We start from the raw sequence: 20,999 nt of genomic DNA on the forward strand, positions 1-20,999 counted from the left end.
AGTTCAGCTTTAATAACAAACAATTGAATTCTAAATTCAGTAAAGGGAACCGAATTTTATAAATGGATTTTTATATTCCTTGAGCAATCATAGCATCGGCAACTTTTACGAAACCAGCTATATTAGCGCCTTTGTAATAATTTATATTTTCTTGAAATTCGCCTTTTCCATATTTTTTACATTGGTGATGAATTTTTATCATAATTTCTTTCAATCGATAATCTACTTTTTCTCTGTTCCAATTTTGACGAATCGAATTTTGAGACATTTCCAATCCAGAAGTCGCAACACCACCGGCATTTGCAGCTTTACCAGGTCCGTATAAAATTTGATGATCCAAAAAATAATGAACCGCTTCGGGAGTTGTTGGCATATTTGCACCTTCGGCAACCAATTTGCAACCATTGAGATGTAAAGTTTGCGCATCTTGCAAATCCAATTCGTTTTGTGTTGCACATGGCAAAGCTATATCACAAGGGACTTTCCAAGGGTTTTGGTCAGAGAAAAATTTAGCATTTGGATAATAATCAACATACTTTGAGATTCTATCGTAATCATCATTCTTAATTTTGAAAATGACATTTAGTTTTTCTGTATCAAAACCGTCTTCATCATAAATATATCCAGAAGAATCAGAAAGTGTAACCACTTTTGCGCCTAATTCCAGAGACTTTTCAGCAGCATATTGTGCAACATTTCCAGAACCAGAAATAGAAACTGTTTTTCCTTTTAAGGTTTCTTTTTTTTCGGCTAACATACATTCTACAAAATATAATAAACCATAACCAGTAGCTTCTGGGCGAATCAAAGAGCCACCATATTCTAATCCTTTTCCAGTTAAAACACCTGTAAATTCGTTTCGCATTCGTTTGTATTGACCAAATAAATAACCAATTTCTCGTCCTCCAACGCCAATATCACCAGCAGGAACATCGACATCTGCACCAATATGACGAGATAATTCGCTCATAAAAGATTGGCAGAAGCGCATAATTTCCATGTCCGATTTTCCTTTTGGATCAAAATCAGAACCACCTTTTCCGCCACCCATAGGTAAAGTTGTCAAGCTGTTTTTGAAAACTTGTTCAAAAGCTAAGAATTTAAGAATAGAAAGATTAACAGATGGATGAAAGCGCAAACCACCTTTATAAGGACCAATCGCAGAATTCATTTGTACACGATAACCTTTGTTGATTTGGATTTCGCCTTTATCATCAACCCAAGTTACTCTAAATTGAATAATACGTTCTGGTTCTGCAATTCTTTCAAGAATTTTGAACTTTTTGTATTTAGGGTTTTCTTCTACAAATGGTAAAATGGTTTCGGAAACTTCTTCAACTGCTTGTAAAAATTCTTTTTCGTTAGGGTTTTTTGATTTAATTCTTTGAATGAATTTTTCTGAGTAAAATAAAGTATCCATGCTATTTGTGTTTTATTGTTGATAAAATTATATTAAATAACAAATAAAATAATATATTTTTTAAATCAAACTTTTAATATTTATGAATTTGATAATTTCGAATACTTAGAATATATAGGTTGATAATTTTTGAAACAAAAAAAGCAGGAAAATTTCCTGCTTAATAAATTTTGTATTTTTATTCAGTTTAAGACAAGACTTATTTTTTGAAAAATCCACCCAATAAACTCATGGCATCTCCAATTCCTAATTGTCCATCACCATCCTGATCTAACAATTTTTCGAAACCTCCTAAATTTACTCCGCTTTGGTTTGTTTGAGTTGTAGAACCACCAACTAAACCGCCTAATAAACCAGCAATCCCATTTGAATCTAATCCAGCAGATTGTTTTTGTTTACCCAAGTAGCCCATTACAATTGGCGCAACTAACGCTAAAATTTGAGTAACTTGTGCTGTATTCAATCCAGATTGTTGAGAAATTGCAGATTCTACATTTTGTTGTTTATTTCCTAAAACGTGACCTAAAATTCCTAATCCATCTTGTTGGTTTCCTCCTTGACCTAAAAATCCAGAAAGATTATCCAAAATACTCCCGTCATGTTGATTCAAAGCATTCGAAATTCCTTCAGCACCTCCGCCTTGTGCATTTTTATTTAAAGCAGACAATAAAAAAGGTACAGCTGCTGCAACAGCAGTTTGAGCTTGAGATTCATTAATCCCTAATTGTTTTGCAGCAGAACCAACAATTTGTTGTCCCATTGCTCCTTGAATTAAATTAGTAAAGTCCATAAGTTTATATTATTTACTCAAATATACTATTTTTAAAAGATTAATTCAGATTAATATTAAGAGTCCTACAAAGTATTTCTATTTTTGTACAATCAATTTTGTAAATGAAACAAATAAATCTTTTTTTAGTAATCATTATTGCGGTTTTGGCTTTATTACCAATCGTTTTACCGAATCGTTTCGACGAAGAAATGCAATATGAATTTGATGCACCTGTTGGTTTGGTGTACGACGAATTTTATAATCTTCGTCAATTCTCGAAATGGCAACAATTTACAGCTTCGGATTCTTTGACAATCAAGAAATTTTCGAATACAAAAGAAGAGGACGAAAATTATATGATATGGGATTCAGAAGATGCTTCAATTGCTTCAGGAAAAGTAACGATTGAAAATTTTTCGATTAATCGTTTCGTTAATTATACGATAAAATATGATGGTTGGGAAAAATTAGATAGTTTGAATGTCAAATTTGAACAACAAGAAAATGGGAAAACAACTGCAAAATTGAATTATTTAAGTCAAGAAATTCCTTATTTCTACCGCTATTTTGCTTTTTTCAAAAATCCTGAATCTAAATTTGAAAAATCTTTGGATAACCTAAATCAAAAAGTGAAAGTTAGATTAGATAAGGATCAAAAAGAAGGACGATTGAATTATGGTGAATATCGAATTGTAGAATTAGGTCGAACAAATTTATTAGCGATTCGTAAACAATCAAGTTTAGCGGAAAAAGATATAATGGATAAAGTAGATGGTGCTTTTGAGGTGATTTATAAATCGTTAATGAATAAAGATGAAGGTGGTTTTGATTTCGATTTAGGTTTTCCATATGTCTACTTTACTGATTTTGATAAAGAAAAAGATAAGACAACATTTTTTGCTGGAATACAATTAATAGAAGATTTGCCTTTGCAAAAAGAGATGAAAAAAGTGGTTGTTCCTGGTGGAGATTATTTGTTGACATTGCATTTAGGACCTCGTTCTAAGCGTGCGCAAACAATCGAGAAAATGAAGAATTATGCAAAATCTAAAAAATTACAACTGGATACAAAACAATTAGAAATTATGTTAAACGATCCGAAGGAAACAGATAGTTTAAAACTAATTTCTCGAATTTATATTCCAATTAAAAAACAATAAATACTTAAGAATTAACAATTTTTAAAGTACACTTAGCCACAGTAATGTGGCTTTTTTTGTATTTTTGCAACTTCTTACAAACGAACATGGAAAAAGATTTTATTGAAGTTTACGGTGCACGTGAACATAATCTAAAAAATATTGATGTAAAGATTCCTCGAAACGAGCTTGTGGTAATCACGGGTTTAAGTGGAAGTGGGAAATCTTCGTTGGCTTTTGATACGATTTATGCAGAAGGACAACGTCGTTATATCGAAACTTTTTCGGCTTATGCACGTCAATTTTTGGGAGGTTTAGAACGTCCAGATGTTGATAAAATTGATGGTTTGTCGCCTGTTATTGCAATTGAGCAAAAAACGACCAATAAAAATCCGCGTTCCACTGTTGGTACAATTACAGAAATTTATGATTTTCTTCGTTTGTTGTATGCGCGTGCTTCTACGGCTTTTTCAGTCGAAACAAACGAACAAATGGTTGCTTACACAGAAGAGCAAATTATTGAGTTGATTCGAACACAATACAGCGAGAAGAAAATTGCGATTTTAGCGCCAATTGTACGTTCAAGAAAAGGTCATTATCGAGAAGTTTTTGTAACATATTCTAAAAAAGGTTTTCTTGAAATGCGCATTGATGGCAAGTTGCAAGATATTACGCCTGGAATGATGTTAGATCGTTACAAAACGCATGATATCGAATTGATGGTGGACAAAATGTTGTTGAATGATAAGGTGAATGATCAACGTTTGCGTTCAAGTATCGATCATGCAATGCAACAAGGTAATGGGATTACGATGATTTTGGATTACGAAACCAATGAAACGAAATTCTTTTCTCGTTCATTGATGTGTCCGTCGACAGGAATGTCATATGCGTTGCCAGAACCGAATACATTTTCGTTCAATTCACCAAAAGGTGCTTGTCCGACGTGTACAGGTTTAGGTGAGTTGAAAGTGGTAAATCACGAAAAATTATTTCAAGATAAAGATAAATCGTTGTTTGATAATTTGGAAGAATTATTTGAGACGTTAAAATCATCTTCTCGAATAGAAAAACAATTGGAAGCGATTTTTGTCAAACATAATGTAGACCAGAAAGTTGCTTTCAAAAAACTTCCTCAAGCATTGATTGATGATGTAATGAATGGTTTGAAAGAAACATTGAATCTTGATCTTAAATTTGCATCAGTTAAAAAAACATATAAAATCGATTTTGAAGGATTGAATGAATTTCTTTCTGAAATTATGGAAGATAAAAATAATCCGTCTTCAAGTTCGATTAGCAAAAAGTTTGGAAAGAAAGTTATTTGTCCAAGTTGCGAAGGGAAACGTCTTAAAAAAGAATCACTTTTCTTTCGTATCGATGATAAAAATATTGGTGAAGTTGCGGAAATGGATCTTCAATCGTTGCAAAAATGGATTGAAAGCGCACCAGTTTCGATGACGTCGAATCAACAACAAATTGCGCACGAGATCCTGAAAGAAATTTATACGCGTTTATCCTTTTTATTGGATGTAGGATTGGATTATTTGAGCCTTAATCGTTCTTCTAGAACACTTTCTGGAGGCGAGGCACAGCGAATTCGTTTGGCAACGCAAATTGGTTCTCAATTGGTGAATGTGTTGTATATTTTAGATGAGCCAAGTATTGGTTTGCATCAACGCGATAATGTCAGATTGATAGATTCGTTAAAGAAATTACGCGATATCGGAAATTCAGTTTTGGTTGTAGAACATGATAAAGACATGATTTTGGAATCAGATTATGTGGTTGATGTTGGACCAAAAGCAGGAAAAAATGGTGGTCAAATTGTTTGGGAAGGTGAACCAGAACAAATGTTAAAATCAAATACATTAACATCAAAATACTTAAACAATCAGTTACAAATCGAAGTTCCAAAAGAACGAAGAAAAGGTAATGGATTAGAATTGAAACTTTTTGGAGCATCTGGAAACAACCTGAAAAATGTAAATCTTACCATTCCTTTAGGAGAGTTGGTTGTAGTTTCGGGTGTTTCAGGTTCTGGAAAATCAACGTTGATTAATGAAACGTTGTACAGAATTCTGAATCAACATTTCTTTAGAGCAGAAAAAGATCCGATGCCTTACAAAAAAATCGAAGGTTTAGAACATTTGGATAAAGTAATCGAAGTGGATCAATCGCCAATTGGTCGTACTCCTCGTTCTAATCCTGCAACTTATACGGGAATTTTCTCTGATATTCGTACGTTGTTTACAAATTTACCTGAAGCGAAAATTAGAGGTTATAAACCTGGACGTTTTTCGTTTAATGTAAAAGGTGGACGTTGCGAAACTTGTCAAGGAGCAGGTTTGCGTGTGATTGAAATGAATTTTTTACCCGATATTCATGTCGAATGTGAAACATGTAATGGAAAACGATTTAACCGCGAAACGTTGGAGGTTCGCTACAAAGGAAAATCAATTTCGGATGTGTTAGAAATGACGGTAAATGAAGCGGTAGAATTTTTTGAAGCAATTCCGAAAATATTTCGTTATGTAAAAATGTTGCAAGATGTAGGTTTGGGTTACATTACGCTTGGGCAGCAGTCGACAACATTGAGTGGAGGAGAAGCGCAACGTGTAAAATTAGCAACAGAATTGGCTAAAAAACAGACAGGAAAAACAATTTATATTTTAGATGAACCGACAACAGGTTTGCATTTCGAAGATGTAAATGTGTTGATGAAAGTAATCAATAAAATTGTGGAATTTGGAAATACGGTTATCATTATCGAACATAATTTAGATGTGATAAAGTTGGCTGATTATGTGATTGATATTGGTCCTGATGGTGGAGGTAAAGGAGGTAAAATTGTCGCCGAAGGAACACCAGAAGAAATTGCTAAAAATTCTAAAAGTGTGACAGGAAAATTTTTGAAAGACGAATTGAAATAAATATAAAAAAATCCATCTAAAAACTTTAGATGGATTTTTTATGACTTATAATCCGATTGAAACGCCCATAAAAGGTTGTAATCCTGAAGAAAATATACTTTCGTTTTCTTTGTATAAAACATTGTACATCACACCAGCTTGAAATCTTACTGGTCCACTCGATTGATATCCAGCTCCCAACCATAACGCAGATTCGTCCATGTTAGCTTCATAAATACTGTTGTAATATGGCGTACGATCGTTGTATTTTTGTTTTCCTGTGTAGTACATATAATTGGCTCTCAAGAAAATATTTTCGATTGGAAAAAAGTTAATGTAAGGACCAACATTAAACAAATTTTGTTTTACATAATCATCTTTTGCATACTGATAGCCAGCTGTCGCACCCAATTCTAAATTGTTTGCAACCATGTATCCAACACTTGGAGAAATATTAAATCCAAAATAACTATTATTCCCAAAAGATAGTCCCAAACCACTACCGAAACGCCAATTGTCATTAAGTGTTTGATTTTTATTTGTTTGAGAAAAAGAAGTATTGCTTAGGGTTAAAGAAATGATAAATAAAAGAAACTTTTTCATAGAAATTTAATTAATTTTTAACTTTTAAAAATGGCTCTAATTGAAAAAACCACTATAAATTTGTCTTATCAAAAATAGTAATTCTGTTTTTAAGTAAACATCATTATTTATTTTAAGTTAATTCGAGTCGATCATAGTTTTTAATTATAAAAGAATAGAAATAAGATTTAATAAATCTATAATTCATTCATTTTCTGGTTTTATATTTGCATTAGTAAAGTTAATCAAATAGACAATATAAAATTTAATCATATGAAATTATTATCGCCAGAAAAAAAGCAAAAAATCGCTGATATTTTAATTAAATTATTAGCTGATGAACATATTTTATACTTAAAAACAAGAAATGCACATTGGAATGTAGAAGGTCCTGATTTTCAGACAATACATGTGTATTTTGAATCGTTATATAACGAGTTACAAATTGTTATAGATGATGTTGCAGAAAAAATTCGTCAAAAAGATGTTTATGCACCAGCAACTATGGCAGAGTATTTGCAGTTAGCTCACTTATCAGAAACAAGAAAAACTGAAAACAAAGATAGTTTAAGTTTTATTGCTGATTTACTACACGATCACGAAGTTATTATTGACTTTTTGGCGCAGGCTGTAGTAGAAATTGATGAATTTCATGATATCTCAACTTCGGATTTCTTAGTTGGTTTATTAGAACAACATCAAAAAACTGCTTGGATGCTTGGATCGCATCTAAAATAAAGTTGAACATTATTTTACTTCATAAGTTTTTAGTGTTAATTCATATTAGTGTTAATTAGGTTGAGCCTTGGATTTATCCAAGGCTTCAGCTTTTTATGACGGTTTGTAATTAACCTTCTACTTCTTTTATTTCTGCATCAGCAGCATTTGTTTTTACAGAAGCAATTCCATTTTTAGCGCCAGATTCAGTTTCGTACGATTGGCTTGTCCCAATTACTTGTCCATTTGTTGCCTTTAAATTGAAATGCCATTTACCAGAAGCACCTTCTTTTAATTCGTATTTAGAATCATCTTGCGAATTTTTGCGAACAGATTCAATTCCGTTTTCGCAGCTTGCTTTTTGTTTATAACCTTCGCTTGCCAAAATATTTTGTCCATTTTTAGCTTTCAAACGAAAACGATATTCTCCTGCTTTGTCTTGATAAATTTCGAACATAATTTAATTTTTTATAAATATTTTATTTTGTTGATTGATATAAATTTATAAAAATTATTTGATAATTATCAATCTATAAAATATTTACAAAAAAAATCCTGAAAAATTATTTCAGGATTTCTATTTCTTATTGAATTCTTTTTAAATCGTCAATATTATGTTTGTGCATATAAAGAGGAATGTGTTCTATAACAACGTCGTTCTTTTCTAGACCAAAAGATTTCGGAATGTTGAATTCTATTTTCTTTAATAAATAATAAACTTTTAGTGTGAAAAATTCTTTCATACTTAATTTGGTTTCAATTGAAGGAAATTTCTCAATCAAAACAAATTTCATGTCAGGATCTTGATTGTATTTTTTCAAACAGGTACTCAGGTATTTTAATTCTAATTCTCCATTTGCATACATATCGTTGATTACTTTTTTGATATATTGTTCTGTTTTTGGTTGAACTCTAAATCCTACATTAAATGTAATTCGATATATTTTTTGATCGACAATTGGCAATATTTTATAACTCAACGTATAGGGTTCACTATCTCGGTTAATGTTTACAAACCAATAAACATCTGCACGTTTTGGGCGTTTTGATAAAATAGATTGAATACTGTATTTTTCGATATTTTTTGGATTCGTAGATTTCGTTAAGTAAAACAAGAAAGTCGAGTATTTATTGATTGTTTTATCTTCGCTCAATTCTGTTAATACATTTGCGTAGCGCTTTATTTTTACGAATTCTAAGTTTCGTGAATTAAGAATTTTTCCGTAAAAACTACAATACATTATTACAAAGAACAGCCATCCCATTAATAATGCTAAATAGCCACCATCAACAAATTTGACAACATTTGCTACGAAAAATGAAGATTCTATTGCTACGAAAATCGACAAAATTGCCACAATAAATACTTTGTTGAATTTTGTATAATAATTAAGATAATAGGATAACAAGAAAGTCGTCATTAACATGGTAACCGTTATGGCAAGACCGTAGGCGGCTTCCATATGGGACGAATCTCGGAAATATAAAACAATAAAGACACAGCCAGCCCATAACATAAAATTGATTGTAGGAATGTAAACTTGGCTTTTGTGCTCGTTTGGTTGAATAATTAATGTTCTTGGCCAAAAACCTAAGTTGATAGCTTCATTGATTAATGTAAAAGATCCTGTAATCAAAGCTTGAGACGCAATAATAGCTGCACCTGTGGCAATACAAATTCCAGGAATTAAGAACCAATCTGGCATCATTTCGTAGAAAGGATTTCTACCATCTAACATAGGATTGTCTTGATGCATTAACCAAGCTGCTTGTCCTAAATAGTTTGTTACTAAACAGATTTTAACGTACAACCAACTAATTCTAATATTTTTTCGTCCACAATGTCCTAAATCGGAGTATAATGCCTCAGCACCTGTTGTACACAAGAATACAGCGCCAAGAATCCAGAATCCGTGAGGATAATTCATTAACAAGTTATACGCGTAATAAGGGTTTAATGCTTTGATGATACTTGGATGATGTACGATATGTAAAACTCCTAAGCCTAGAAGCATTGTAAACCATAAAACCATAAATGGTCCAAATATTTTTCCTACTTTATTTGTTCCAAATCGTTGGAAGAAAAATAACATCGAAAGGATGAAGATTACAATAGGTATAGTAGGTAGATTTTCGAGTCCGTTTAGCATTCGTAGTCCTTCAACAGCAGAAGAGACGGAAACGGGGGGGGTGATAATTCCATCGGCGAGCAAAGCAGAAGCTCCAATGATGGTTGGAATAATTAGGTTTTTACCTTTTTTCTTGATTAATGAATACAAAGAAAAAATTCCTCCTTCGCCATCATTATCCGCTTTTAGTGTCAACCATACATATTTGATAGAAGTCTGAAAACACAAAGTCCAAAAAACACATGATACGCCTCCGTAGACAATGCTCTCTTCAATCACGCGATTCTCGCCAATTATCGCTTTCATTACATATAAAGGACTTGTTCCAATATCACCATAAATGATTCCAAATGCGATTAAGAGCGTTGCCGCAGTTACTTTGTTCATCGTATGGTTTGATTCCATAAGCAGTATTTTAAAATTTCTACGAATGTATGTCGTTGAAAAGAGATTAAACAATCTTATTTATTTATAATACAAAACCAACATTATACTTATTTTCGATACTAATTATAGCGTATTTTTACACTACTGCAATCGGTTTTTTATTAATGGAATAAATTTAAGTATTATTTAATCATACTATTTATTTTATTAATCATAATTTAAAGTTACATTTCATTGAGAAATAGTAAATTGAATCATTATTTGTTAAACAAAATTAAATTTTAAAACTTTATTATGCTTGCATAATAAAAAAAGATTATATTTGTTAGACATACACTAAAATATGTTAAGAGAAGATTTAACGATAGATTATTTATTGCGTTCAACATGGTTGTCAGTTCAGAAAATGTATAATGAGCAAGCAGGTGCTTACGATTCTACAATGGTGTATGCCTTTACATTATTATCAATAGATCCGAAAGGAGGTACGCCAAGTACGTCGCTAGGACCAAAGATGGGAATAGAGCCAACAAGCTTGTCGAGAACATTAAAAAACTTAGAAGCAAGAAATTTTATCGTTCGAAAACCAAATCCAGAAGATGGGAGAAGTGTGTTGATCACTTTGACTGAAGAAGGATTAAGAATGAGAGATATTTCAAAACATTTTGTTTTGCAATTTAATGAATCAATTAATAATCACATCGAACCAGAGAAAATGCAAATTTTCTTGGAAGTGATTTATAAGATTAACCAATTAATATCGGACAAAAAAATATTTAAAAACAATTATGAGAAGACACGTTAAACACGTAACTGTATTAGGATCAGGAGTGATGGGTTCTGGTATTGCATGTCATTTTGCAAATATCGGAGTCGAAGTCTTGATGTTAGATATGGTTCCTCGCGAGCTTACACCACAAGAGCAAGCGAAAGGACTTACTTTAGAGAGTAAAGTAGTTCGTAACAGAACTGCTCAAACTCACTTAGATGCTGCTTTAAAAAGCAATCCTTCACCAATTTATGACAAAGCATTTGCTTCTCGTATAACTGTAGGGAATTTTGATGATGATTTCGAGAAGATTAAAAACTCGGATTGGGTAATAGAGGTTGTGATCGAAAGATTGGATATTAAACAATCTATTTTTGAGCGTGTAGATAACTTCCGTAAACCAGGAACTTTAGTCACTTCTAATACTTCTGGTATTCCAATTCATTTGATGGCTGAAGGTCGTTCAGATGATTTTCAGAAACATTTCTGCGGAACGCATTTCTTCAATCCGCCACGTTACTTAAAATTATTCGAAATTATCCCAACTCCTCAAACAGATAAATCTGTTGTTGAGTTTTTCCAAAACTATGCATCTTTATTTTTAGGTAAAACACCAGTTTTATGTAAAGATACGCCAGGTTTTATCGGGAATAGAGTAGGAGTTTACTCGATGGCGAAAGTGATGGAATTGGCGCAAGAAATTGGATTAACGATTGAAGAAGTTGATACTTTGACAGGTTCTATTTTGGGTCGCCCGAAAACGGGAACATTCAAATTGGGTGATTTGGTTGGTTTGGATACTGCATATAATGTAACAAAAGGTTTACAGCAAAATGCGCCAAATGACGAAATGATCCAAGGTTTGAAAGATTCAAAATTCTTGGATTTCTTAATCGAAAATAAATTCTTAGGAGATAAAACAAAAAAAGGCTTCTATTATAAAGAAATTGATAAAGAAGGGAATACCAATCGTTTTGCCTTAAATCTTGATACGTTAGAGTATCGTCCAATGGAACGCGCAAAAGTTACAGCTGTAGAAACTGCTAAAAATGCAGGATCTATGCGTAATAAATTAGGTATTTTATTGAAAGATTCTGGTAAGGCTGGAGAATTGATTCGCAAACATTTTGCTTCATTATTCGCTTACGTTTCTCAACGTGTTCCAGAAATTACAGATGTACTTTATCCAATTGATGACGCTTTAAAAACAGGTTACGCTTGGAAATATGGTCCATTTGAAACATGGGACTTGGTTGGGTTACAAAACGGAATTCAATTAGTAGAATCAGAAGGTTTCAAGGTTTCGGATTGGGTGAAAGAATTGGCCGCAACTGGTGCAAATTCTTTTTATAAAATCGAAAATGGTAAGAAATTATTCTATAATCAATCATCAAAGCAATTCGAATTAATTCCAGGTCAAGATGCATTTATTATTTTAGATAACATTAGAAAAACAAATGAAATCTGGTCAAACCAAGAAACATCTATTCAAGATTTAGGAGATGGAATCATCAATATTGAGTTCCGTTCTAAAATGAATTCTCTTGGAGGAGGAGTTTTACAAGGAATCAATAAAGGAATCGAGTTAGCAGAAAAAGATTATCGTGGAGTTGTAATTGGTAACCAAGGAGATAATTTCTCTGTTGGTGCTAATTTAGCCATGATTATGATGATGGCTGCAGAACAAGATTGGTGGGAATTGAATATGGCAATCAAAATGTTCCAGGATACGATGATACGTGTTCGTTATTCATCTATTCCAGTTGTTGTTGCTCCTCACGGAATGACGCTTGGTGGAGGTTGCGAAATGTCGATGCATGCGGATAAAATTGTAGCTGCTGCCGAAACTTACATTGGTTTGGTTGAGGTTGGAGTTGGATTAATCCCAGGTGGTGGAGGTTCGAAAGAATTTGCGCGCCGTGCAACTGAATTCGCTTTAAAAGATGATGTAAAAGTAAATCATTTGCGCGATAATTTCATGAATATCGCAACTGCGAAAGTAGCAACTTCAGCTTATGAAGCTAAGAATATGGGAATTATTCGTGAGCAAGATATTGTAGTGGTAAATGCAGAACGTCAAATTGCAGAAGCGAAGAAACATGCAATTATTTTGGCAGAAGCAGGTTACACACAACCAATTCAACGTAAAGTAGAAGTGTTAGGAAAAGAAGCGATGGGAATGTTCTATGTCGGAACAGACTCTATGGTTGCTGGACGTTTTGCTTCGGATCATGATCGTTTAATTGCGAATAAATTAGGATATGTAATGACAGGTGGTAATTTATCTGAATCAACTTATGTTTCAGAACAATACTTGTTAGACTTAGAGCGCGAAACATTCTTATCTCTTTGTGGAGAAAGAAAAACATTAGAGCGAATTCAGCATATGTTAAAAACAGGTAAACCGTTGCGTAATTAATATTTGTATTAAGTAAAAAGTAACATGTAAAAAGTATTTATGCATGATTTTAAAGAGTTAATCGTTTGGCAAAAAACAATGAATTTTACGAAAAGGTTTTATGAGATTACTTCAAATTATCCTAAAAGTGAGATTTATGGTTTGACCTCTCAATCAAGAAGAGCTTGCGTATCGATAGCTTCAAATATTGCAGAAGGTGCTGGTCGAAATTCGAATGCTCAATTTATTAATTTTCTCAATATAGCTTTAGGTTCGTCTTTCGAATTGGAATGTCAAATTATTTTAGCAAGAGATTTAGAATTTATTCAAGTAGAGATTTCGGATAATTTATTAAAAGATTTAAAACATATACAGAATATGTTGGTCAAATTAATTCAGAACTATAATTAAATACTTTGTACATCATACATTTTACATTGTACAATCTAATAATACTTAAAAAAAATGAAACAAGCATATATAGTTACAGGATATAGAACAGCTGTAGGAAAAGCGCCAAAAGGAACATTGCGTTTTACACGTCCAGATGAAATGGCAGCTACAGTAATCAAGCGCTTAATGCAAGATTATCCAACTTTAGATCCAACACGTATCGACGATCTAATCGTTGGATGTGCAATGCCAGAGGCAGAACAAGGATTGAATATGGCACGTCTTATCTCATTAATGGGATTAGACACAGACAAAGTTCCAGGTGTTACAGTAAACCGTTACTGTGCATCAGGATCAGAAGCAATTGCGTTGGCAGCTGCTAAAATTAGAACGGGAATGGCAGAATGTATCATCGCAGGTGGTGCAGAATCGATGTCGTATATTCCGATGGGAGGTTACAAACCAATTCCAGAAACAGATTTAGCGAAAGATCATCCAGATTATTATTGGGGAATGGGATTAACAGCTGAAGAAGTAGCAAAAGAATTTAAAGTGTCTCGTGAGGATCAAGATTTATTTGCATTCAATTCGCATCAAAAAGCATTAAAAGCAAATGCTGAAGGAAAATTTGCATCTCAAATCGTTCCAATTGATGTTGAATACAGTTTCTTAGATGATAAAGAAAAAGTTCAAACAAAGAAAATTGATTTTAAAGTGGACGAAGGACCACGTGCTGATACATCTATCGAAGGTTTAGCAAAATTACGTCCTGTTTTTGCGCAAGGAGGTTCAGTTACAGCAGGTAACTCTTCTCAAATGTCGGACGGAGCAGCTTTCGTTATGGTAATGTCAGAAGATATGGTGAAAGAATTAGGTCTTGAGCCAGTTGCACGCTTAGTTGCATATTCTACGGTAGGTTTAGCACCTCGTATTATGGGAATGGGACCTTTGTTTGCAATTCCAAAAGCGTTAGAACAAGCAGGAATGAAATTAGAAGATATTCAGTTAATCGAATTGAATGAAGCTTTCGCTTCTCAATCAGTTGCAATTATGCGCGAGTTGAATCTTAATCCTGATATCGTCAATGTAAACGGAGGTGCAATTGCTTTAGGGCATCCACTTGGATGTTCGGGTACGAAATTAACCGTGCAATTGTTACATGAAATGGAAGCGCGTAAAGCGAAATATGGAATGGTAACCATGTGTGTTGGTACAGGACAAGGAGCAGCTTCAATTTTCGAATATCTAAAATAATATATAGAATTGAGAGGTTAGATGATAGATTTCAAATTTATCTAACTTCTCAATTTTAAAATCTAATATCTAAACAACAAAAAAATATGTCTACAAATCCAAATAGATTAATCGGAGGTCAATATTTAATTAAAGATGCCTCTTACAATGATATTTTCACTTACGAAGATTTATCAGAAGAACAACAAATGATTTTGCAATCTGCAAAAGAGTTTATTGATAAAGAAGTAGTGCCTAAAAAACACCAAATTGAGAAAAAAGATTATGCGTTGATTGAAGAATTAATGCGTAAAATTGGTGAATTAGGTTTATTAGGGATTTCTGTTCCAGAAGAATATGGCGGAATGGGAATGGGATTCGTTACAACAATGTTAGTGTGTGACTATATTTCAGGAGCAACAGGTTCGTTAGCGACAGCTTTTGGAGCACATACTGGAATTGGAACAATGCCAATTTTATTGTACGGAACAGAAGAGCAAAAACAAAAATATTTACCAAAATTAGCAACAGGAGAGTGGTTTGCATCTTACTGTTTAACAGAGCCGGAAGCAGGTTCTGATGCAAATTCAGGAAAAACAAAAGCTGTTTTATCAGAAGATGGTAAAGAATATATCATCACAGGTCAAAAAATGTGGATTACAAATGCAGGTTTTGCTGATTTATTCATTGTTTTTGCACGTATTGATGATGATAAAAATATCACAGGTTTCATTGTAGAAAAAGATAAAGCTGGTGCTGGATTCTCATTAGGAGAAGAAGAAGATAAATTAGGAATTGTTTCTTCATCAACACGTCAAGTTTTCTTTAATGAAGTTCGTGTTCCGGTTGAAAATCTTTTAGGAGAAAGAGACGGAGGATTCAAAATTGCGATGAATGCCTTGAATGTTGGTCGTATCAAATTAGGAGCAGCATGTTTAGATGCGCAACGTCGTATTTTAGATTATTCGTTACAATATTCTTCAGAACGTAAACAATTCAATACATCAATCAATACATTTGGTGCGATTAAAGAGAAATTAGCTGATATGGCTGTTTCTGCGTTTACTTCAGAAGCTGGTGCTTATCGTGCAGCGAAGGATGTGCAAGATGCAATCGAAGATAATATTGCAAAAGGAATGCCTCATAACGAAGCGGAATTAAAAGGTATCGAAGAATATGCAATTGAAGCTTCTATCTTAAAAGTTTGGATTTCTGATGCTGCTCAAATTTCTGCGGATCAAGGGATTCAGATTTACGGAGGAATGGGATATTCGAAAGAAATGCCAATGGAAGCAGCTTGGAGAGATGCACGTATTTCTAGAATTTACGAAGGAACAAACGAAATCAATACCTTATTATGTGTTTCGATGTTAGTAAAACGAGCATTCAAAGGAAAATTAGATTTAATGTCTCCTGCAATGAATGTTGCAAATGAATTAATGTCTATTCCATCGTTTGATGTTCCAGATTATTCAGAATTATTTGCGCAAGAAAAAGAAATCATTGCAAATCTTAAGAAATCGTTCTTTATGGTTGCGGGTTCTGCTTTGCAAAAGTTTGGTGCAGAATTAGAGCAACACCAACAGTTGATTATTGCTGCTTCTCGTATTATGCAAGAAATTTATATGGTTGAATCGGCGATGTTACGTGCAGAAAAAATTGCAAATGTAAAAGGTGCTGATGCGGCGAAGAATGCAGAAAAATTAGTTCAATTACAATTATTCAAATCGGTAGAAATTATTAAAACAGAAGCTACTCGCGGTATCGTTTCTTTCACAGAAGGAGATGAGCAACGCATGATGTTATCTGGTTTAAGAAGATTTACACGTTACAACGAATATCCAAACGTAGTTAACTTAAAAACTGAAATTGCAGATTTGTTAATCAAAGAAAATAAATACACTTTCTAAGTATATTTTAAATACAAATTATTTAAAGCAGTCAATTTATTGACTGCTTTTTTATTTTTAATATGTTGAAATATAATTTGGTATATCATTTGATGATTCTAGAGTAAGTACTAGTCTTTATATAAGTTAGTTGAGTTTTCATGGTACTTAAGTTTTAGTAGAGAAAGGCCTCAGTTGTTCCCAATTGAGGTTTTTTTATGCCTTGAGGTTAAAGTTTATTCATTAAAAATAAGAGAGTTAAGTCGATATTTCTTAATGAAATACTTTTCGAAAGAAATGATTTGAAGTAACTTTAATTCAAATTAATAACCCAAAAACAAAGCTTATGATAATTAATGCAGCAATTCTTACGTTGACCATGTTTGCAACATTTAGTATTATGTGTCTAGTCAAATTAGATGAATTAAAAAAAATAAAATAAAACAACAAAACTCCCTTTATAGAAATGGAGTTTTGTTGTTTTATAAAGTTATATTTACTTCAATTAATACATTCGAAATGAAAAAGAAGCTAATTGTTTTAACGGGAGCTGGAATTAGTGCTGAAAGTGGAATTTCAACTTTTCGAGATGCCAATGGTTTGTGGGAAAATCATGATATTATGGAAGTCGCTTCGATTGAAGGTTATCAAAGAAACCCAAAATTGGTTCAAGAATTCTATAATCAACGTCGAAAACAATTATTCGATGTTGAACCCAATACTGCGCATCATTTCTTGAAAGAGTTAGAAAATGATTTTGAAGTTGTAATTATCACTCAAAATGTAGACGATTTGCATGAAAGAGCAGGTTCTTCTAAAATAATTCATTTGCATGGCGAATTGAGAAAAGCGCGAAGCGAAAAAGATGAGAATCAAATTATTGATTGGAATAAAGATATCAAACTTGGAGATTTGGCTGAAGATGGAAATCAACTTCGTCCGCATATTGTGTGGTTTGGCGAAATGGTTCCGGAAATAGAAAATGCGATTGATGAGGTTTTAAAGGCAGATATTTTGGTAATTATTGGAACATCGATGCAAGTGTATCCAGCTGCTTCGCTCAAAGATTATGCAAAAACAAATGTCCCAATTATCTATATCGATCCATCAGATACTTATACCAATTCATCTATTACGCATATCAAGAAAAATGCAACAGAAAGTATCGAAGAATTAAAAACTATTTTGAATAATTTTTAATCTTTTACGTTTTACTGTTGATTAATTAATTTAGAGAATATGAAGTATATATTTCTACCATTATTTGTTTTTTCTATTAATGCGGCTGCACAAGAGTTAAATCCATTCTATCAATCGATAGTAGATCAAGTTAAATATGATTCTGTTCATCATAAGCTACAAAAGTTTCAAGATTTCGGAATCAAAACTGTCGGTTCTTCTGCGCATAATAATGCTTTTGATTGGTTGAAATCTTATTATATTGCATATGGCTATTCAAACATAGAGCAGCAATCTGTAAATGTTTTTGGAAATGTTGGAAATAATTTAATCATAACTAAAATTGGAAAAAAATATCCTGATAAATTTATTATCATCGATGGTCATTATGATACATTAAATGGACCTGGAGCGAATGATAATGGATCGGGAACGGTTACTTTATTAGAAATTGCTCGATTAATTAAAGATATCGATACTGATTATTCGATCAAGTTTATTCATTTTACAGGAGAAGAACGCGGTTTAATAGGAAGTCAGACATATGTCAATCAAATTGCAGTTCCTCAGAATTTAAACATTAAAGCTGTTCTGAATATTGATGAGGTAGGAGGAGTGGCGAATAAAGTAAATTCAACAATTGTTTGTGAGCAAGATGAAAGTAATCCAACATCAAATAATGCAGCTTCTTCTGATTTGACTAATCAAATGTCGAATATTTTTCCCTTGTATACAACTCTAAAAACTGAAATTTCGAATGCTTATAGTTCCGATTATATGCCTTTTCAGGCAGTTGGTTATCCAATAACTGGACTTTTCGAAAAAAATGAAACGCCTTATACACATACTGCTCAAGATATAATAGCTAATTTAGATTTGAATTATTTGACAGAAGTAGCGAAAGGAGCTTTGGCGACTTTATTACATTTTTCTCAAGCACAAGAGAAGTTGACTACAACAGATCATACTATTTCAACTTTGCAAGTGTACTCAAATCCAGTAAAGAGAAACCTTCATTTTTCGCAGATTTTAAAACAACCTACAATTTCTATATATAACGAAACAGGAATACAGGTCTATGAAAAGAAGTTTCGAACAGCTGTTTCGCAGATAAATTTAGAACATCTTACTTCTGGCGTTTATTTCGTTAAAATAAATTCGAATCAACATAGTTTTAAGATTTTGAAGAAATAAATTGTTGCGTCTCATTTATGTAATGAATTGACTTTTTTAGTTGAATAGTTACTTTTTTTGTCTAAATGGTAATCAACCTTTCGATACACGAGCACCGAACAAACCATACGCAATGGATATACAATGGATACGGAATCGATACAGCGAGGATACACAACCGATACAGAAAAAATGCATTTTAGTGCATACAACCTCCATTTAGGTTAATGGATAACCAATTAGGTTCATTATTCGTCACTTCTAGTTAATTTGCTTGTCTAAGGGTTAATTTTACATCGTTGTTGTGCCCCATCAAGAAGAATACCGAATAAAAAATGAATATTCTGACCACAATAGAAACATAGTTTTTTATCAATTTTATGTATCTATGTCGTTAATACTAGCTAATTATGTTTTTATAATGCAGATTCTCTCATAATATGGAGTTTTGTCATTCTGAGTGTATCTCAGAATCACATCTAATGATATTTATTTTAGAGGTTTAGATCGTCTTATTATTATACAGAATATATTAATAAAACTACTACTTTTGGTCATATATTCTTACAATTAAAGTGATTCTCAAAGGTTATTTTGGTAACCTACCTTATTTAATATTTGTATTCAAAAAGTAATTTTGTGCTATTTCGAAGCCTTGAAAATTCCAGCCTCTCACAAATACATAATGCATTTTATTTAATACATTATAAATATTACATAGTACAACACTAAAATCTCAATACTCATATCTAACCTCACAAATCTAAATAATAGGTAGTATAATCCTAATAAATATGGAAAATGACAATTCGATTTAATATAGAATTAACGTTTCACATTCGAATGTTTTAAGGTATAAAAAAACAACTATTCTAGATCACCTGAGCTACAAAATCGTTTACATACATTCTACTGCCACTATGTTGCCTTTATCCTGCCTTTATGTTGGGAGTATCTAGCAAGTATCTGTAGATGAAATAAAAAAATCAGCTCATGCGTTATGTATGTTGTTTATATTTAGTGAGTGTTTGTGATAAACCTCACCTTACGGGTGTACAATCACCCTCAAAAAATATATTTTTAAGCTGTAATAAGCTCAATACCTGCTTTCTCTGCTTTGTATTTTATTTTAGTCATCAGTTCGTAATAACTCCAATTTCTCAGTACAAAATCTTCTTCTTTGGCCAGCTCTATTTTTTCTTCTTGATCCATTAAAATAAGTGTTCCTGCTCTATTATTAACACAAAAATCAATTAACTTTTTACTATAGACATGTAGTCGATGATGCACATAATTACGTTCTACTTGACTCATTTTATCTAAGGCTTTTAGTTTCCTCGTTCTTCCTTTGCCCGATTTTGCATAAGTTGCCCCAGCCTGTATTCGTTTACGGGACGCTTGTATCGCTAACCTTCGGTATAGAAACTCTTCTTTGGTTCCTATTGTAAGCCGAGATTTTCCTACTTTTACAACCAACGGATATTCCAACGATAAGGAAGCTTCAGCAATAATTTCGGGTTGTAATTGATGGTTTTCTTTTTCGATCTCAACAACAGCTAACCAAAATATTTTTCCTTTTTCGATTTTTATTTGCGACGTGCAAAGTTTAATCTCACCACTTACCACTTGTTCCAATAGTTTTTTGTTGCCCGTAAAATCTTTTCCCAAATAGGTTTTGAATGGAAGTTGAAATAACCTAAAGCAAAAAGCTTTTTTATTAGGACAATAAGATAATCCACTTATACCATCTAGTCCAAAAGGAAATGCCATATCTCGTTTGAAGTTTTTTAACGAAGCTTCACCTTTCCAATATTCTTGGTAATCTTTGTTGAAAGAACTGTAGAGTTTGTTATTCAAAATAGTTAATATGTTCATTGGTATTTCACTGGATATCCTAACGAAAGTTC

The 20,999-nt window shown here is 32.6% G+C and carries 16 protein-coding genes; 10 read left to right on the forward strand and 6 right to left on the reverse strand.

What is annotated here, in order from left to right:
- Positions 1-70 precede the first annotated feature (70 nt).
- Positions 71-1,420 (reverse strand): NADP-specific glutamate dehydrogenase, encoded by a 1,350-nt coding sequence (gdhA, locus tag B3792_RS02005; RefSeq protein WP_221854634.1) that lies wholly within the window; start codon positions 1,418-1,420, stop codon positions 71-73.
- Positions 1,421-1,619: 199 nt separating this feature from the next.
- Positions 1,620-2,210 carry a DUF937 domain-containing protein gene (locus tag B3792_RS02010; RefSeq protein ID WP_180905983.1) on the reverse strand — a complete coding sequence of 197 codons (591 nt, stop codon included), beginning with the start codon at positions 2,208-2,210 and terminating at the stop codon, positions 1,620-1,622.
- Positions 2,211-2,314: 104 nt separating this feature from the next.
- On the opposite strand from B3792_RS02010, the gene B3792_RS02015 reads away from it, so the two are divergent.
- Together B3792_RS02015 and uvrA are read left to right on the forward strand one after the other, a co-directional pair.
- The gene (locus B3792_RS02015; RefSeq protein WP_219034942.1) at positions 2,315-3,352 is read left to right on the forward strand and encodes a GyrI-like domain-containing protein; all 1,038 of its coding nucleotides are present in this window, start codon (positions 2,315-2,317) and stop codon (positions 3,350-3,352) included.
- A gap of 86 nt (positions 3,353-3,438) precedes the next feature.
- Positions 3,439-6,264, forward strand: coding sequence for an excinuclease ABC subunit UvrA (uvrA, locus tag B3792_RS02020; protein WP_291064993.1), 2,826 nt, complete (start codon positions 3,439-3,441; stop codon positions 6,262-6,264).
- A gap of 45 nt (positions 6,265-6,309) precedes the next feature.
- On the opposite strand, the gene B3792_RS02025 is transcribed toward uvrA, so the two are convergent.
- Positions 6,310-6,846 carry a hypothetical protein gene (locus B3792_RS02025; protein ID WP_291046840.1) on the reverse strand — a complete coding sequence of 179 codons (537 nt, stop codon included), beginning with the start codon at positions 6,844-6,846 and terminating at the stop codon, positions 6,310-6,312.
- A gap of 252 nt (positions 6,847-7,098) precedes the next feature.
- Between B3792_RS02025 and B3792_RS02030 the strand changes: the two genes are divergently transcribed.
- Complete coding sequence (locus tag B3792_RS02030) at positions 7,099-7,563, forward strand: Dps family protein (protein ID WP_038336951.1); 465 nt, start codon at positions 7,099-7,101, stop codon at positions 7,561-7,563.
- Between the two features lie 109 nt (positions 7,564-7,672).
- Here B3792_RS02030 and B3792_RS02035 read toward each other — a convergent pair whose 3' ends face one another.
- Both B3792_RS02035 and B3792_RS02040 read right to left on the reverse strand, forming a co-directional pair.
- Entirely contained in the window at positions 7,673-7,999 is a 327-nt protein-coding gene (locus B3792_RS02035; RefSeq protein ID WP_219035290.1) for a YegP family protein, read from the reverse strand.
- A 127-nt stretch (positions 8,000-8,126) separates the two neighbouring features.
- Positions 8,127-10,076: a KUP/HAK/KT family potassium transporter gene (locus tag B3792_RS02040; protein ID WP_221854639.1), complete on the reverse strand. Its 1,950-nt coding sequence runs from the start codon at positions 10,074-10,076 to the stop codon at positions 8,127-8,129.
- Positions 10,077-10,401: 325 nt separating this feature from the next.
- On the opposite strand from B3792_RS02040, the gene B3792_RS02045 reads away from it, so the two are divergent.
- The 7 genes from B3792_RS02045 (at position 10,402) to B3792_RS02075 (ending at position 19,113) form a co-directional block, all read left to right on the forward strand.
- A complete protein-coding gene (locus B3792_RS02045; RefSeq protein WP_019976592.1) occupies positions 10,402-10,863 on the forward strand; it encodes a MarR family winged helix-turn-helix transcriptional regulator in 462 nt (153 codons plus the stop codon).
- Positions 10,847-13,246 (forward strand): 3-hydroxyacyl-CoA dehydrogenase/enoyl-CoA hydratase family protein, encoded by a 2,400-nt coding sequence (locus B3792_RS02050; protein WP_291046842.1) that lies wholly within the window; start codon positions 10,847-10,849, stop codon positions 13,244-13,246. Before B3792_RS02045 ends, B3792_RS02050 begins: the two co-directional genes overlap by 17 nt.
- A gap of 39 nt (positions 13,247-13,285) precedes the next feature.
- Positions 13,286-13,636, forward strand: a complete 351-nt coding sequence (locus B3792_RS02055; protein WP_114999168.1) for a four helix bundle protein — start codon at positions 13,286-13,288, stop codon at positions 13,634-13,636.
- Between the two features lie 54 nt (positions 13,637-13,690).
- A complete protein-coding gene (locus tag B3792_RS02060) occupies positions 13,691-14,872 on the forward strand; it encodes an acetyl-CoA C-acyltransferase (protein ID WP_286496101.1) in 1,182 nt (393 codons plus the stop codon).
- An 86-nt stretch (positions 14,873-14,958) separates the two neighbouring features.
- Complete coding sequence (locus tag B3792_RS02065) at positions 14,959-16,761, forward strand: acyl-CoA dehydrogenase family protein (RefSeq protein WP_291046843.1); 1,803 nt, start codon at positions 14,959-14,961, stop codon at positions 16,759-16,761.
- A 498-nt stretch (positions 16,762-17,259) separates the two neighbouring features.
- Positions 17,260-17,940 carry an SIR2 family NAD-dependent protein deacylase gene (locus tag B3792_RS02070; RefSeq protein WP_291068724.1) on the forward strand — a complete coding sequence of 227 codons (681 nt, stop codon included), beginning with the start codon at positions 17,260-17,262 and terminating at the stop codon, positions 17,938-17,940.
- A gap of 39 nt (positions 17,941-17,979) precedes the next feature.
- Entirely contained in the window at positions 17,980-19,113 is a 1,134-nt protein-coding gene (locus B3792_RS02075; protein WP_291068726.1) for a M28 family peptidase, read from the forward strand.
- A 1,059-nt stretch (positions 19,114-20,172) separates the two neighbouring features.
- On the opposite strand, the gene B3792_RS02080 is transcribed toward B3792_RS02075, so the two are convergent.
- On the reverse strand, positions 20,173-20,999 hold an 827-nt coding region (locus tag B3792_RS02080), incomplete at its 5' end, for a hypothetical protein (protein ID WP_291068728.1).

The sequence above is a fragment of the Empedobacter sp. UBA5924 genome, assembly GCF_002431085.1.
GTDB classification, from domain to species: domain Bacteria; phylum Bacteroidota; class Bacteroidia; order Flavobacteriales; family Weeksellaceae; genus Empedobacter; species Empedobacter falsenii_B.

Coding starts and splice junctions, on each gene's coding strand:
- gdhA (WP_221854634.1), bottom strand. CDS start 1,420: ATGGATACTTTATTTTACTCAGAAAAATTCATTCAAAGAATTAAATCA.
- B3792_RS02010 (WP_180905983.1), bottom strand. CDS start 2,210: ATGGACTTTACTAATTTAATTCAAGGAGCAATGGGACAACAAATTGTT.
- B3792_RS02015 (WP_219034942.1), top strand. CDS start 2,315: ATGAAACAAATAAATCTTTTTTTAGTAATCATTATTGCGGTTTTGGCT.
- uvrA (WP_291064993.1), top strand. CDS start 3,439: ATGGAAAAAGATTTTATTGAAGTTTACGGTGCACGTGAACATAATCTA.
- B3792_RS02025 (WP_291046840.1), bottom strand. CDS start 6,846: ATGAAAAAGTTTCTTTTATTTATCATTTCTTTAACCCTAAGCAATACT.
- B3792_RS02030 (WP_038336951.1), top strand. CDS start 7,099: ATGAAATTATTATCGCCAGAAAAAAAGCAAAAAATCGCTGATATTTTA.
- B3792_RS02035 (WP_219035290.1), bottom strand. CDS start 7,999: ATGTTCGAAATTTATCAAGACAAAGCAGGAGAATATCGTTTTCGTTTG.
- B3792_RS02040 (WP_221854639.1), bottom strand. CDS start 10,076: ATGGAATCAAACCATACGATGAACAAAGTAACTGCGGCAACGCTCTTA.
- B3792_RS02045 (WP_019976592.1), top strand. CDS start 10,402: ATGTTAAGAGAAGATTTAACGATAGATTATTTATTGCGTTCAACATGG.
- B3792_RS02050 (WP_291046842.1), top strand. CDS start 10,847: ATGAGAAGACACGTTAAACACGTAACTGTATTAGGATCAGGAGTGATG.
- B3792_RS02055 (WP_114999168.1), top strand. CDS start 13,286: ATGCATGATTTTAAAGAGTTAATCGTTTGGCAAAAAACAATGAATTTT.
- B3792_RS02060 (WP_286496101.1), top strand. CDS start 13,691: ATGAAACAAGCATATATAGTTACAGGATATAGAACAGCTGTAGGAAAA.
- B3792_RS02065 (WP_291046843.1), top strand. CDS start 14,959: ATGTCTACAAATCCAAATAGATTAATCGGAGGTCAATATTTAATTAAA.
- B3792_RS02070 (WP_291068724.1), top strand. CDS start 17,260: ATGAAAAAGAAGCTAATTGTTTTAACGGGAGCTGGAATTAGTGCTGAA.
- B3792_RS02075 (WP_291068726.1), top strand. CDS start 17,980: ATGAAGTATATATTTCTACCATTATTTGTTTTTTCTATTAATGCGGCT.